Here is a 14,789-nt window from a genome sequence, read left to right on the forward strand (position 1 = left end):
TTCCCCTTCAGCCCACAGCCTGCGTGACGAGCGCGAACAGCGTCGGCCCGGCCGGCGGCACTGCGAGCGGCGCGCCGCGCACCATCGTCGTGGGCGCATCCACGCGCAGCAGGCCGATGCTCTCGAGCCATTCGGCCAGCCCGCTGTCGAAGTCGATGTCGATGCGCGTGAACTGGCCGGTATTCACGCCCGCAAGGTGCGCAATCAATGCCTTCGCGCCGTCCGCATCGGGGGCCACCACCGGACCGATGACATGGCCGCGCCCGAAGCGCCGCAGCATCGCGAAGCCGACGGGCTCGTTCTCGCGATCGAGCACCACGCAGGCATCGGCGCTTTGCAGCAGGTCGGCGATCAGCGCATTGCGCGGCATGCCGCGCGATGCCGAGTCGAGTGCCTGCAATGCAGGCAGTTCGTTCAGGCCCGCGGGCCGAAGGCGCCAACCCGGCTGCAGCGCGACCAGCGGTGGCGACGACGCAATGCCCTGGTGCTGGCGCATCTCGCCGGTGCGCACGAAGCCCAGCCGCTCATAGAGTCCGCGCCCTTCGGCTGTCGCATGCAGCAGCACGGTGCGGTCTTCCAGGCCGTCGAGCAGCGCGGTCATCAGCCGGTGCCCGATGCGGCGGCCCTGGCAAGCGGGGGAGACGATCACCAATCCGATGGTGGCGTGCGCAGGACCCCAGAGCCAGCGCTGGCCGGTCGCGACGATCTGGCCGTCGCGCTCGGCTGCGATTCCCTCGGAATGCGCGAAGGTCTGAGCCCAGTCCGCCGGGCGATGCGGCCAGCGCAATTCGGCGGACAGCGCATGCACATGCGGCAGGTCGGCGGGCGTCATCGGCCTGAACACCACGCCGTCCATGGCGGGTGCATTCGGAATCGGATCGGGCATCGGAAAACTCTCTCTGTTGCGGTGGATTGCGCGTCCATCTTGGACGACAACGCGGCTGTGCACCAGTGCGAAACGGGCATCCGCCGCAACTCGCAAGCTTCGCCTGCCGCATGCCCCGCTTTTGCAATTGCCTGCGGTGGCGCACCCGGCATACGCACACAAATGCTGCGCCAACCTGCCTAGCATCGGTCGCCATTCCCTTATGTGTCGCCGCTCCTCATGCCAATGCCACACCCATGCCACGCAATGCCTCTGTCCACGCACATCCCGGTGGGCTGCTTCAGCAGTGCCAACGGCATCGGCAGGGCCTGGGATGCCAGCCAGCCGAGGCCAGGCAGCGCTTCAAAAGCGTGCCGACCGGCTGTGCTGCGGCACATCAAGGTGCATGGCGGCACGCATCGAGGGCAGACCGCACGGCATGCCGTCGCCGCCCCCGCAAACCGCAGCTTCGTTGCGGCGGACATCGTTTTTCCACACATCCGTCACGCGACTGCGTGCTGCAATCACTTCGTAATGAGCTTGTCGCAATTCCCATCCATGTCCCAACTTTTTTGATCAAGGATTCGAGACCATGACCTTCCGTCCCAAATACGTGACCTTCGACTGCTACGGCACTCTCACCCGGTTCCGCATGAAGGAGATGGCCGCCGACCTCTTCGCCGACCGCATTCCGGCCGAGCGCATGGAAGAGTTCCATGCCGACTTCACCGCCTATCGCTTCGACGAGGTGCTGGGCGACTGGAAGCCCTACGAGGTGGTGCTGAAGAACGCGGTGCGGCGCCTGTGCAAGAAATGGAAGATCCAGTACTTCGACCTGGACGCGCAGAAGATCTACGACGCGGTGCCCACCTGGAGCCCGCACGATGACGTGGCGGCCGGCCTGGCAAAGGTCGCCAAGGAGATTCCCCTGGTGATCCTGTCGAACGCTTCCGACGACCAGATCCAGAAGAACGTCGCAATGCTCGGCGCGCCCTTCCACCGCGTCTACACCGCGCAGCAGGCGCAGGCCTACAAGCCGCGCCTGCAAGCCTTCGAATACATGCTCGACTCGCTGGGTTGCAACCCGGAAGACGTGCTGCACGTGTCGTCCAGCCTGCGCTACGACCTGATGTCGGCGGACGACATGGGCATCGTCAACAAGGTGTTCGTGAACCGCGGCCACGGCCCGGGCAACCCGGCCTATCGCTACACGGAAATCCAGGACATCGGCGGCCTTCCCGGCGTCGTCGGTCTCTGATCGCTCCGCGGCCCGCACGCCTCATCACGCCATGAAGCTCGACTCCTACTGGACCGATTCGGCGCCGGCCTTTGCCCCCGCAGCGTGTGCGCTGCCGGGGCAGGTCGACGTCGCGATCGTCGGCGGTGGCTTCACCGGCCTCTCGGCGGCGCTGGCATTCGCCCGGCGCGGTGCCCGCGTCGCGGTGCTGGAGGCCGGCACGCGGGTGGCGGCGGAAGCGTCGGGCCGCAACGGCGGGCACGTCAACAATGGGCTGGCCGTGGACTATGCCGATGTGGCGGCCAAGGTCGGCGTTGAAAAAGCCCGCGCCTGGTACCACGCCTACGACGCCTCGGTGGACGCCGTGGCGCGGCTGGTGCGCGACGAGGAGATCGACTGCGACTTCATGCGGCACGGCAAGCTCAAGCTCGCCACGCGCGCCAGCCAGATGGACGCGCTCGAACGCAGCGCGCAGCGCCTCGTCGACGACGGCGTGGACACCGAGGTCGAGATTCTCGATGCGGCGCGGGTGCGCGGCGAGGTGCAGAGCGATCGCTTCCACGGCGGCCTGCTCTACAAGCGCAGCGGCCAGATGCACATGGGCCGCTTCGCCCACGGCCTGGCCACGGCCGCGCAGCGCCACGGCGCGCAGATTCATACAAGCACCGCCGTCGAACGCATCGAGCGCCTGGGCCAGGGCCACGCGCACAGGCTGCACACGGCGCGCGGCAGCGTCACCGCGCAGCAGGTGCTGCTGGCCACCGGCGCCTCGCGCCATGGCGGCTACGGCAGCTTCGGCTGGCTGCGCCGGCGCATCGTGCCGATCGGCAGCTTCATCGTGGTGACCGAGCCGCTGGGCGCCGAGCGTGCGCACGCGCTGCTGGCGGCGCGGCGCACCTACACGACGGTCGCGAACATCCATCACTACTTCCGCCTCACGGCCGATCACCGGCTGGTGTTCGGCGGGCGCGCGCGCTTCGCGATCTCCAGCCCGCAGTCGGATGCCGCGAGCGGCGAGATCCTGCGCGCGGGGCTGGCCCAGACCTTTCCCCAGTTGGGCGCGGTGCGCCTGGATTACTGCTGGGGCGGGCTGGTCGACATCACGCAAGACCGCCTGCCCCATGCGGGCGAACGCAACGGCCTCTACTACGCCATGGGCTACAGCGGCCACGGCACGCAGATGTCGGTCCACATGGGCGAGCGCATGGCCGCCGTGATGAATGGCGACGCCAACGCCAACCCCTGGCGGGACCGTGCATGGCCCGCCATCCCCGGCCACTTCGGTGCGCCCTGGTTCCTGCCGGCGGTGGGCATGTACTACCGGCTCAAGGACAGACTGGCCTGAGCGCCCGCTGCCGATCTGCGTTTTCCCCTTTCGATTTCTTCCACCCCACGGCCTCCCAGGAGTACCCACCATGAGCGACAGCAACAAAAAGAGCCTCGAACATCTCGTCGGCCCCGGCGAAAGCCTTCGCGTGATGGATTCGCTGAAACGCGGCGCCTCGCGGCGCGACATCCTCGCGATGCTGATGGCCGGCGGCATGCAGGCCACGCTGGCCGGCAGCCTCGCGGGCATGGCGGTGTCGGCGCATGCGCAGACGCCGCGGCGCGGTGGGCGCATTCGGGTGGCGGGCGCCACGGCCGCGGCAACCGACACGCTCGATCCGGCCAAGCAGTCGAACCAGACCGACTACTCGCGCTGCAACATGGTCTACAACGGCCTGACCTCGCTGGACGGCAGCCTCACGCCGCAGCCCGCGCTGGCCGAATCGTTCACCACCAAGGACGCCAAGACATGGGTCTTCACGCTGCGCAAGGGCGTGACCTTCCACGACGGCAAGTCGCTCTCGCCCGCCGACGTGGTGTTCTCGGTGATGCGCCACAAGGACCCAGCCACCGCGTCCAAGGCCAAGGTGCTCGCCGACCAGATCGAGAGCGTCAAGGCCACCGGCGCCAACGAAGTGACCTTCGTGCTCACTGCGCCGAACGCCGACCTGCCGGTGATCCTGGGCACCTCGCACTTCCATATCGTCAAGGAAGGCACCACCGACTTCAACGCGGGCATCGGCACCGGTCCCTACAAGCTGAAAGAGTTCAAGCCCGGCATCCGTTCGGTGGTGGTGCGCAACGACGCCTACTGGAAGCCCGGCAAGCCCTACCTGGACGAGATCGAGTTCGTGGGCATCGGCGACGAGAGCGCGCGGGTCAATGCGCTGCTGTCGGGCGGGATGGATCTGGTCGGCGTGGTCAACCCGCGTTCGGTGGAACGCGTGAAGGGAACGCCGGGCTTCAGCATCTTCGTCACGCAATCGGGCCAGTACACCGACCTGGTGATGCGCAAGGACGTGGGCCCCGGCGCCAACCCGGACTTCGTGCTCGGCATGAAGCATCTGTTCGACCGCGAACAGATGAAGAAGACCATTGCGCTCGACTACGCGGTGATCGGCAACGACCAGCCGATCGACCCGACCAACCGCTTCCACTTCGGCGGCCTGCCGCAGCGTCCTTTCGACCTGGACAAGGCGAAGTTCCACCTGCAGAAGTCCGGCGTCACGGGCAAGGTGCCGATCGTGGCTTCGCCGGTGGCGCTGTACTCGGTGGAGATGTCCCTCATGCTGCAGCAGACGGCGCAGCGCGCGGGGCTGGAGCTGGACATCAAGCGCATGCCGGCCGACGGCTACTGGTCGAACCACTGGCTCAACAGCCATGTGGGCTTCGGCAATGTCAACCCGCGCCCGAGCGCCGACGTGTTGCTCACGCAGTTCTTCCAGTCGGGCGCGGCCTGGAACGAGTCGCGCTGGAAGAGCGAGAAGTTCGACCAGCTGCTGCTCGCCTCCCGCGCCGAGACCGACCTGGCCAAGCGCAAGCAGATGTACGCCGACATGCAGACCATGATCCACCAGGACGCGGGCCTCGGCATTCCGCTGTTCCTTGCGAGCATCGACGGTCACACGTCGAAGCTCAAGGGCCTGTCGCCGATTCCGCTGGGCGGGCTCATGGGCTACAACTTCGCCGAGAACGTGTGGCTCGAGGCATGACGCGCGCGGGCCATCGCTGCATGGGATGTTCGCCATGAACCGCGTGATCCTCAAGCTCCTCGGCCAGCGCATTGCGCTCGCGCTGCTGTCGCTGCTGACGGTGTCGGTGGTCGTTTTCGCGATCACCGCGGTGCTGCCGGGCGACGCGGCGCAGGAGCAACTCGGCCAGGACGCCACGCCCGAAGCGGTGGCGGCCCTGCGCGCCCAGATGGGCCTGGACGTGCCGGCGCCCCAGCGCTATGCGAAGTGGCTCTTCGGCATGCTGAAGGGCGACCCCGGCCTTTCGTCCACCACGCAGATGCCGGTGGCCGAAATGGTGGCCAGCCGCCTGCCCAACTCGTTGTTGCTGGCCGCCGTCACGGCGCTGTTCTCGGTGCCGATCGCGCTGACGCTGGGCATCGCCTCGGCGGTGTGGCGAGGCTCCTGGTTCGACCGCGCGGCCTCCACCACGGCGGTGGGCGTGGTGTCGGTGCCGGAGTTCCTGGTCGCGACGCTCGCGGTGCTGGTCTTCGCGGTCAAGCTGCGATGGTTGCCTGCGCTTTCGTTCGTGAGCGACATCGAGTCGCTGGGCCAGATGCTGCGCGCCTTCGCCATGCCGGTGCTGGTGCTGTGCTGCGTGATCGTGGCGCAGATGATGCGCATGACGCGCGCCGCGGTCATCGACCAGCTCGAGGCGCCCTACATCGAGATGGTGCGCCTGAAGGGCGCTTCGCCGATGCGCATGGTGCTCGCGCATGCGCTGCCCAATGCGGTGGGGCCGATTGCCAACGCGGTGGCGCTGAGCCTGTCTTACCTGCTGGGCGGCGTGATCATCGTGGAGACGATCTTCAACTACCCGGGCATCGCCAAGCTGATGGTCGACGGCGTCTCGCAACGCGACATTCCGCTGGTGCAGACCTGCACCATGATCTTCTGCTGCGCCTACCTGATCCTGGTGACGACGGCCGACATCTTCGGCATCCTTGCCAACCCGCGGCTGCGGCACCGCTGAAGGGAATCTCATGGAAACCTCCACATCTTCAGCCGTTGCGAACGCCGCGGTGCCCGCGGTGCCGGTGCCGCAGAAACGCAGGGGCCGCATGCTGCCGTGGCTCGGCGGCTTCGGCGTCTCGGGCCTGCTGGGCCTCGCGGTGCTCGTGTTCTGGCTGCTCGCGGCGCTGCTCGGCCCGTGGCTGCTCTCGCACGGCACGGCCGCGATGGGCACCTCCAACGTCTTCGAGCCGATCAGCGCGGCGCACTGGCTCGGGACCGACTACCTTGGCCGCGACATGCTGGCGCTCATCATCGAAGGCGCGCGCTACACGATCGGCGTCGCGCTGCTGGCCACGCTGCTGGCCAGCGGAACCGGCACCACCCTCGCGCTGCTGGCCGCCGCCAGCGGCCGCTGGACCGATTCGGTGCTCAGCCGCGGGCTGGACACGCTGACCGCGATCCCGAGCAAGATGTTCGCGCTCATCATGGTGGCGGGCTTCGGTTCGTCGGTGGCGATGCTGGTGGTCACCGCGGCCATCATCTACGTGCCCGGCGCCTACCGCATGGCGCGCTCGCTGGCCGTGAACATCAACGCGCTCGACTACGTGACCGTGGCGCGCACGCGCGGCGAAGGCACGCTCTACATCATGCTGCGCGAGATCCTGCCGAACATCCTCGGCCCGATGCTGGCCGACCTGGGCCTGCGCTTCGTCTATGTGGTGCTGCTGCTGGCGAGCCTGAGCTTCCTGGGCCTGGGCATCCAGCCGCCGGCGGCCGACTGGGGTTCGCTGGTGCGCGAGAACATCGGCGCGCTGGCCATGGGCGGTGCCTCGGTGATCGTGCCGGCGCTGGCCATCGCGAGCCTGACCATCGCGGTCAATCTGGTCATCGACAACCTGCCCGGCCGAGCCGCGCGCGAACGGGGGAAGCTCTGATGGGTGCCTCACTCACTGTCAAGGGCCTGTGCATCTGCGCAGGCACCAGCACGCTGGTCGACAACCTGAGCTTCTCGGTGCAGCCGGGCGAAGTGCTCGCGCTCATCGGCGAATCGGGCTCGGGCAAGACCACCACCGCGCTCGCGCTCATGGGCCATGCGCGCGACGGCTGCCGCATCTCGGGTGGCAGCGTGCGCATCGGCGAGACCGACGTGCTGGCGCTCGATGCCCGTGCGCAGCGCGCATTGCGCGGCCGCACGGTCGCCTACATCGCGCAGAGCGCGGCCGCATCGTTCAACCCGTCGCGCACGATCATGGACCAGGTGGTCGAGCCCACCGTGATCCACGGCCTGTGCAAGCGCGCCGAGGCCGAGGCCAAGGCGGTGCAGCTCTTTCGCGAGCTCGCGCTGCCCGATCCGGAAGGCATCGGCGCGCGCTATCCGCATCAGGTGTCGGGCGGCCAGCTGCAGCGGCTGATGGCGGCGATGGCGCTTATCGGCGACCCCGACCTCGTGATCCTCGACGAGCCGACCACCGCGCTGGACGTGACCACGCAGATCGAGGTGCTGCGCGCCTTTCGCCGCGTGGTCCGCGAGCGCCGCGCCACCGCGGTGTACGTGAGCCACGACCTCGCGGTGGTGGCGCAGATGGCCGACCACATCCTGGTGTTGCGCAACGGCGGCATGCGCGAGATGAACGCGACCGCGCAGATCCTCGCCGCGCCGGCCGACGACTACACCAGGAGCCTGCTGGCAGCGGCCCGGCCGGTGGTGCGCGCGTCGGCCAAGGCCGCGAACGACGATCCCGAGTTGCTGCTGGAAGTACGCCAGCTCTCGGCCGGCTACGGGCCGGTGGATGCACAGGGGCGGCCGGCCAAGCCGATCCTGGAAAACATCGACCTCAAGCTCTACCGCGGCCAGGCCATCGGCGTGATCGGCGAATCGGGCTCGGGCAAGACCACGCTCGCGCGCGCCGTGGCGGGCCTGCTCAAGCCCAGCCACGGCAGCGTGCTGTTCCATGGCCGCGAACTGAAACCGACGCTGCAGCAGCGCGAGCGCGACGAGTTGCGCCGCATCCAGATCGTGTTCCAGATGGCCGACACGGCGCTCAACCCGTCGCAGACCATCGAGCGCATCCTGGCGCGGCCGCTGCAGTTCTACAAAGGCCTGCGCGGCGAGCCGCTGCGCAAGCGCATCCGCGAGCTGCTCGACCTGGTGAAGCTGCCGCAGACCGTGGCCGGTCGCCTGCCGGGCGGCCTCTCGGGCGGGCAGAAGCAGCGGGTGAACCTCGCGCGCGCGCTGGCGGCCGATCCGGACCTCATCCTCTGCGACGAGGTGACCTCGGCGCTCGACACGGTGGTCGGCGCGGCGGTGCTCGACCTCATGGCGGAGCTGCGGCGCGAGCTGGGCGTGTCGTACCTCTTCATCAGCCACGACCTGCACACGGTGCGCGCGGTGTGCGACGAGATCGTGGTGATGCAGCACGGCAAGAAGCTCGCGCAGGTGGCGCGCGCCGACTACGACCGCGGGCCGCACCACCCCTACTACGAACTGCTCGCGCGCTCCGTTCCCGAACTGCGCTGCGGCTGGCTCGACGAGATGGACCGCGCCGCGACCGCGACTGCCACCTCCGCCGCCACCACCATCGCCACACCATGACAAGGACCGAGATGACACCGACCTTTCGCATTGCGCTGATCGCCGGCGACGGCATCGGCAAGGAAGTGATGCCCGAAGGCCTGCGCGTGGTGCTGGCCGCCGCGGAGCGCTTCGGCTTCGAGCTCGATTGCCGCACCTTCGACTGGGCCAGCGCGGACTACTACGCCGCACACGGCCAGATGATGCCGGACGACTGGAAGGCGCAGCTCAAGGGCGTCGATGCGCTGTACTTCGGCGCCGTCGGCTGGCCCGCGACCGTGCCCGACCATGTGTCGCTCTGGGGATCGCTCTTGAAATTCCGCCGCGAGTTCGACCAGTACATCAACCTGCGCCCGGTGCGCCTGTTCGAAGGCGTGCCCTGTCCGCTGGCCGGCCGCAAGCCTGGCGACATCGACTACCTCGTGGTGCGCGAGAACACCGAGGGCGAATACACCTCGCTGGGCGGCGTGATGTACGAAGGCACGGACCGCGAGATCGTGATCCAGGAGTCGGTGTTCTCGCGCCACGGCACCGACCGCGTGCTGCGCTACGCGTACGAGCTGGCCAACAGCCGCAAGCGCAAGCACCTCACGGTCGCCACCAAGAGCAACGGCATCGCGATCAGCATGCCCTGGTGGGACGGCCGCGCCGATGCGATCGGCAGCGAATACGCCGATGTGACGGTCGACAAGCAGCACATCGACATCCTGTCGGCGCGCTTCGTGCTGCAGCCCACGCGATTCGACGTGGTGGTGGCGAGCAATCTGTTCGGCGACATCCTCTCGGACCTCGGGCCGGCGACCACCGGCACCATCGGCCTCGCGCCCTCGGCCAACCTCAATCCGGAGCGAAGGTTTCCGTCGCTCTTCGAGCCGGTGCACGGCTCGGCGCCCGACATCTACGGCCAGAACATCGCCAACCCGATCGCGATGATCTGGTCGGGCGCGCTGATGCTGGACTTTCTCACGCAAGGCCAGGGCGCCGGCCGCGCGGCGCACGACGCCATCCTGGGCGCGATCGAGGCGGTGCTGCGCGAAGGGCCGCGCACGCGCGACCTGGGCGGCACCGCTTCCACGACGGAACTGGGCATCGCCATTGCCGAACGCGTGGCCGCGGCCTGAAGCGTTCCCTGCCTCAACTCTTTACCGACCTCTTCATTCCATGCCACTCACCCTTCAACGCCAGGACCTGCTGCCGGGCCTTCATCTCATCGGCGCCGAATGGCGCGACGCCAGCGATGCGCGCCGCCTCGACGTGACCGACCCCGCCACCGACAGCGTCTTCGCGAGCGTGCCCGACGGCACGGCCGCCGATGCGCGCGCCGCGGTCGATGCGGCGCATGCCGCCTTTCCCGCCTGGCGCGCCGTGCCGGCCAAGCAGCGCGCGCAGATCCTCAAGCGCTGGAACGACCTGATGCTCCTGCACCAGGAAGACCTGGGCCGCCTGATCTCGCGCGAACAGGGCAAGCCGCTGGCCGAGGGCCGCGGTGAAGTGGCTTATGCGGCCAGCTATGTCGAGTGGTTCGCCGAAGAGGCCACGCGCGCCAACGGCGAGGTGATTCCCGCGCCGGTGAGCGGCCGCCGCATGCTCGCGCTGAAGGAGCCCGTGGGCGTGGTCGCCGCGATCACGCCGTGGAATTTCCCGGCCGCGATGATCGCGCGCAAGATCGCCCCCGCGCTCGCTGCGGGCTGCACCGTGGTCTGCAAGCCGGCCGAAGACACGCCGCTGACTTCGCTCGCGCTCGTGAAGCTGGCCCAGGAAGCGGGCGTGCCGGCAGGCGTGCTCAACATCGTCACCGCCTCGCGCGAACGCACGCCCGAGGTGGTCGATGTGTGGCTGGCCGATGCGCGCGTGCGCAAGATCAGCTTCACCGGCTCGACACCCGTCGGCAAGCACCTCGCGCGCGCCTCGGCCGATACGTTGAAGAAGCTGTCGCTCGAACTCGGCGGCAACGCGCCCTTCATCGTGTTCGAAGACGCCGACATCGATGCCGCGGTCGAGGGCCTGATGGCCGCCAAGTTCCGCAACGGCGGCCAGACCTGCGTGTGCCCGAACCGCGTGTTCGTGCAGGCCAAGGTGCACGACGCCTTCGTCGACAAGCTGGCGGCGCGCGTCGGTGCGCTCCAGGTCGGCCCGGCCACCGAACCCGATTCGCAGATCGGCCCGATGATCAACGCGCGCGCCGTGGACAAGATGGAGCGCCACGTGCGTGATGCCGTGTCCCGCGGCGCGCGCATCGCGGTCGGCGGCGAGCGGCTGCGTTCGGCGCGCTGCGACGGCCCCAACTACTACGCGCCGACCGTGCTGGTGAATGCCGACGCCAGCATGGAATGCAGCTGCGAGGAGACCTTCGGGCCGGTGGTTCCGGTCACGCGCTTCGAGACCGAGGCCGAGGTGATCGCCGCCGCCAACGACACGCCCTTCGGCCTTGCCGCCTACTTCTATTCGACCGACGCGCGCCGCATCTGGCGCGTGACCGAGGCGCTCGAATCGGGCATCGTCGGCGTCAACGAGGGCGCGCTGGCCGCCGAGGCGGCGCCCTTCGGCGGCGTGAAGGAATCGGGCTACGGGCGCGAAGGCTCGGTGCATGGCCTGGACGACTACATGCACATCAAGTACGTGTGCCAGGGGCAGCTTTAACGGCGCATCGTTTCGCCCTGGTTGCGTCGAGAAAAACCCAACCGCAGGCTACCGAACCAGCCGGTGGACCGCACCTCCTTCTCGACGCGCCAACGGCCACCGCACGATCCATCAGCGCACGCCCGCAAAGACATATTTCCCGCTGTTATCGCCCGCTGGTTCAGCATCAACGCAGCCGGAATTTTTCTAGCATTGGTTCACCATCCAACCAACGCGAACAGGGTTTCACATGTCCAAGCTTCTTGTCCCTTTCAACCTCGACCAACTCGGCGAACCGCGTGAATACCGGCCGCCGGCGGAACGCGTCATCGAGGGCGATGTCGTATGCCGCAACTGGGACGTCGACAGCGCGAAGGACGGCAAGGTGCGCGCCGGCGTGTTCGAGTCGACCGTTGGCGTCAATCACTCCATCAAGGGCGAGACGTGGGAGTTCTGCCTGATCCTTTCGGGCGTGGTGGAAATCACGGAGCAAGGCCAGCCCCCGTTGACCTACCGAGCCGGCGACTGCTTCATCATGAAGCCGGGCTATGTCGGAACGTGGCGCACCATCGAAACCGTCCGCAAGGTGTGGGTCATAGCTTGACCGGAAAGCGCCGTGATGACAACTGAACTACGCATGAACGACGCCCGCTTCTATATCGATGGATGCTGGCAAGACCGCACCGATGCCGCAGGCATTGCGGTCGTCGATCCGTTTACCGAAGAAGTCATCGGGCACGTTGCAGCGGGCTCGTCGACGGATGTGGACCTGGCCGTCGCCGCGGCCCGGAGGGCTTTCGAAACGTTTTCGCGAAGTTCCGTCGAGGCGCGGCTTGCGCTGCTGGGCCGAATCCTGGCGTTGCTGGAAGAACGCGCGGAGTTGTTCGCCCAAGCCATCGTGGCGGAGATGGGTGCGCCCATCGGATTCGCCAGGGCCGCCCATGTGCCCTTCGGCATCGCGCATGTTCGCGCGCAGATGGAAGTGCTTCAGCGCTACAGGTTTCTTTCCTTGGATGGCAGCACCGCGATTTCGAAAGAGCCGATCGGCGTCTGCGCACTGATCACGCCGTGGAACTGGCCGCTGTATCAGATCACCGCCAAGGTCGCGCCGGCAATCGCCGCGGGTTGCACGGTCGTCCTGAAGCCCAGTGAGTTGTCGCCCTACAGTGCGCAGCTTTTCGCGCAGGTGATGCACGACGCCGACACGCCGGCCGGCGTCTTCAACCTGGTCGGGGGCAGGGGAGAGGTGGTCGGTGCGGCACTGGCAGCGCATCCCGATGTCGACATGATCTCCATCACCGGATCGACGCGCGCCGGCGTGCTCGTGGCCCAGGCCGCCGCGGTGACGGTGAAGCGCGTCGTGCAGGAACTGGGCGGCAAGTCGCCGAACCTGTTTCTGGACGACGCCGATTTCGAACAAGGCGTGGCCAAGGGCGTGCTGGCGGGAATGCGCAACGCGGGCCAGTCGTGCAGCGCGCCGACACGGATGCTGGTGCCCGCGTCGCGCCTGGCCGAGGTGGAAGCATTGGCGCAAGCGGCGGTGATGGGCATCAACGTTGGCGATCCACGCGACGAAAAAACCTCGATGGGTCCGATCGCAAACGCTGCGCAATATGCGAGGGTGCAGGAGATGATCGCCAGCGGCATAGAAGAGGGCGCCAAGCTGGTCTGCGGCGGTCCGGGCAGGCCGGCCGGTTTGACGCATGGCTACTTTGCACAGCCGACCGTGTTCTCCAACGTAACGCCCGACATGCGGGTGGCGCAGGAAGAAATATTCGGCCCCGTGCTGGTCATCATTCCGTATCGGGACGAGCAAGAGGCCATTGCGATTGCGAACGACACGGTCTATGGCCTCGGTGCCAGCGTGCAGTCCGGCGACCGGGAGCGAGCGCAGCGCGTAGCCAGGCAAATTCGCGCCGGCCAGGTGCACATCAACTATCCGGCGTGGAACAGCCATGCGCCGTTCGGCGGATACAAGCGGTCCGGCAATGGCCGCGAATACGGCGTCCATGGGCTCGAGGAGTACCTCGAAACCAAGGCCATCCTCGGCTATTGACCTTGCTTCCAAGAAACGAGGAAGCGAGGAAGCCGCGTCACGCGAAACCAAACCTGTCCTCCAGTTTTCACTGAACTTTCATTGGTAATCACAAGCATGCCCGCACCTCTAGTTTCCGTCGAGTCCAGTCCAGAACTGCCGACGCACGCCGACGTTGTCGTGATCGGCGGCGGCATCATCGGCGTCTTTGCCGCGTACTACATGGCCAAGCGCGGGATGAAAGTCGCGCTCGTCGAAAAAGGACGTGTCGGCGCCGAGCAATCGAGCCGCAATTGGGGTTGGTGCCGTCAGCAAAACCGCGACGCCCGCGAGTTGCCGATGGCCACGAAGAGCCTGGACCTGTGGGAGCAGTTCGCTGCGGAAACCGGCGAGGTCACGGGGTTCCAGCGATGCGGGTTGCTGTACCTCAGCAACAACGAGAAGGAACTGGATGGGTGGGCACGCTGGGGCGAATTTGCGCGCACCGTCGATGTGAAAACCCACATGCTGACGGCCGACGAGGCGGCTCGACACGGTCGTGCCAGCGGCAAGCCCTGGAAGGGAGGCGTCTTCTCGCCGACCGACGGCACCGCGGACCCCTCGCGAGCGGCCCCCGCCGTGGCGCGGGCCTTGATGAAGCTCGGCGGCACGATTCACCAGGGCTGTGCGGCGCGAGGTATCGAGACCGAAGGCGGGCGCCTCTCGGCCGTGGTCACCGAGCGCGGCACCATCCGCACCAAGGTCGCGGTGCTCGCCGGCGGCGCCTGGGCATCGTCGTTCTGCCGCCAATACGGCATCCGGTTTCCGCAGGCGTCGATCCGCCAGACGATGCTGTCGGTTGCCACGGGCAGCAAGGAGATTCCGCCTGCGCTCCACACGACCGGCGTTTCCATGACGCGGCGCATGAACGGCGGATACGCGATCGCCATCAGCGGCCGTGGTCGCGTGGACCCGACGCTGCAGCTCTTGCGTTTTGCACCGCAGTTCCTGCCCATGTTCCAGCGGCGATGGCGCAATCTCGCGCCCGGTGGACTCGAAGGCGTCCGCTCGGGCCATGAAGCCTGGTCCCGCTGGCGGCTCGACAAGCCGACGCCGATGGAGCGGATGCGCGTGCTCGATCCGAAGGCGGACGCCTCGGCTGTTCGCCTCACGTACAAGCGCGCCGTCGAACTGATGCCGACGCTGAAGGGGAGTTCGGTCACCGCATCCTGGGCCGGCTATGTGGACAGCACGCCCGACGGTGTGCCGGGCATCGGCGAGATCACGAACCTGCCCGGGCTCGTGCTGGCGGCAGGGTTCAGCGGCCATGGCTTCGGTATCGGTCCAGGGGCCGGGCACTTGATCGCCGACATCGTCAGCGGTGCAGAACCCCTTGTCGACCCGCGCCCGTATCACCCGGACCGATTCCTGTCTTCGGCCTGGGGCAAGGTCTCGGACTTCTAGGCCGTGCC

Annotated in this window: 12 protein-coding genes; 11 read left to right on the forward strand and 1 reads right to left on the reverse strand. The window is 67.6% G+C overall.

The window, feature by feature from the left end:
- Positions 1-7 precede the first annotated feature (7 nt).
- Positions 8-886 carry a GNAT family N-acetyltransferase gene (locus VARPA_RS03020; RefSeq protein ID WP_013539074.1) on the reverse strand — a complete coding sequence of 293 codons (879 nt, stop codon included), beginning with the start codon at positions 884-886 and terminating at the stop codon, positions 8-10.
- A gap of 571 nt (positions 887-1,457) precedes the next feature.
- Between VARPA_RS03020 and VARPA_RS03025 the strand changes: the two genes are divergently transcribed.
- From VARPA_RS03025 to VARPA_RS03075, 11 genes are all read left to right on the forward strand, one after another.
- Positions 1,458-2,123, forward strand: coding sequence for a haloacid dehalogenase type II (locus VARPA_RS03025; RefSeq protein ID WP_013539075.1), 666 nt, complete (start codon positions 1,458-1,460; stop codon positions 2,121-2,123).
- A gap of 31 nt (positions 2,124-2,154) precedes the next feature.
- The gene (locus tag VARPA_RS03030; protein WP_013539076.1) at positions 2,155-3,447 is read left to right on the forward strand and encodes an NAD(P)/FAD-dependent oxidoreductase; all 1,293 of its coding nucleotides are present in this window, start codon (positions 2,155-2,157) and stop codon (positions 3,445-3,447) included.
- A gap of 70 nt (positions 3,448-3,517) precedes the next feature.
- The gene (locus VARPA_RS03035; RefSeq protein WP_013539077.1) at positions 3,518-5,140 is read left to right on the forward strand and encodes an ABC transporter substrate-binding protein; all 1,623 of its coding nucleotides are present in this window, start codon (positions 3,518-3,520) and stop codon (positions 5,138-5,140) included.
- Between the two features lie 34 nt (positions 5,141-5,174).
- Entirely contained in the window at positions 5,175-6,131 is a 957-nt protein-coding gene (locus VARPA_RS03040) for an ABC transporter permease (RefSeq protein WP_013539078.1), read from the forward strand.
- A gap of 10 nt (positions 6,132-6,141) precedes the next feature.
- Entirely contained in the window at positions 6,142-7,047 is a 906-nt protein-coding gene (locus tag VARPA_RS03045) for an ABC transporter permease (RefSeq protein WP_013539079.1), read from the forward strand.
- Entirely contained in the window at positions 7,047-8,705 is a 1,659-nt protein-coding gene (locus VARPA_RS03050; protein ID WP_013539080.1) for an ABC transporter ATP-binding protein, read from the forward strand. Before VARPA_RS03045 ends, VARPA_RS03050 begins: the two co-directional genes overlap by 1 nt.
- An 11-nt stretch (positions 8,706-8,716) precedes the next feature.
- A complete protein-coding gene (locus tag VARPA_RS03055; protein WP_013539081.1) occupies positions 8,717-9,805 on the forward strand; it encodes a tartrate dehydrogenase in 1,089 nt (362 codons plus the stop codon).
- A gap of 40 nt (positions 9,806-9,845) precedes the next feature.
- Positions 9,846-11,324: an NAD-dependent succinate-semialdehyde dehydrogenase gene (locus VARPA_RS03060; protein ID WP_013539082.1), complete on the forward strand. Its 1,479-nt coding sequence runs from the start codon at positions 9,846-9,848 to the stop codon at positions 11,322-11,324.
- A 229-nt stretch (positions 11,325-11,553) separates the two neighbouring features.
- Positions 11,554-11,907: a cupin domain-containing protein gene (locus VARPA_RS03065; protein WP_013539083.1), complete on the forward strand. Its 354-nt coding sequence runs from the start codon at positions 11,554-11,556 to the stop codon at positions 11,905-11,907.
- A gap of 33 nt (positions 11,908-11,940) precedes the next feature.
- Complete coding sequence (locus VARPA_RS03070) at positions 11,941-13,359, forward strand: aldehyde dehydrogenase family protein (protein WP_013539084.1); 1,419 nt, start codon at positions 11,941-11,943, stop codon at positions 13,357-13,359.
- Positions 13,360-13,455: 96 nt separating this feature from the next.
- Positions 13,456-14,781 (forward strand): NAD(P)/FAD-dependent oxidoreductase, encoded by a 1,326-nt coding sequence (locus VARPA_RS03075; RefSeq protein ID WP_013539085.1) that lies wholly within the window; start codon positions 13,456-13,458, stop codon positions 14,779-14,781.
- The last annotated feature ends 8 nt before the right edge of the window (positions 14,782-14,789 follow it).

Origin of the sequence: Variovorax paradoxus EPS, from assembly GCF_000184745.1 — a bacterium.
Lineage (GTDB): Bacteria > Pseudomonadota > Gammaproteobacteria > Burkholderiales > Burkholderiaceae_C > Variovorax > Variovorax paradoxus_C.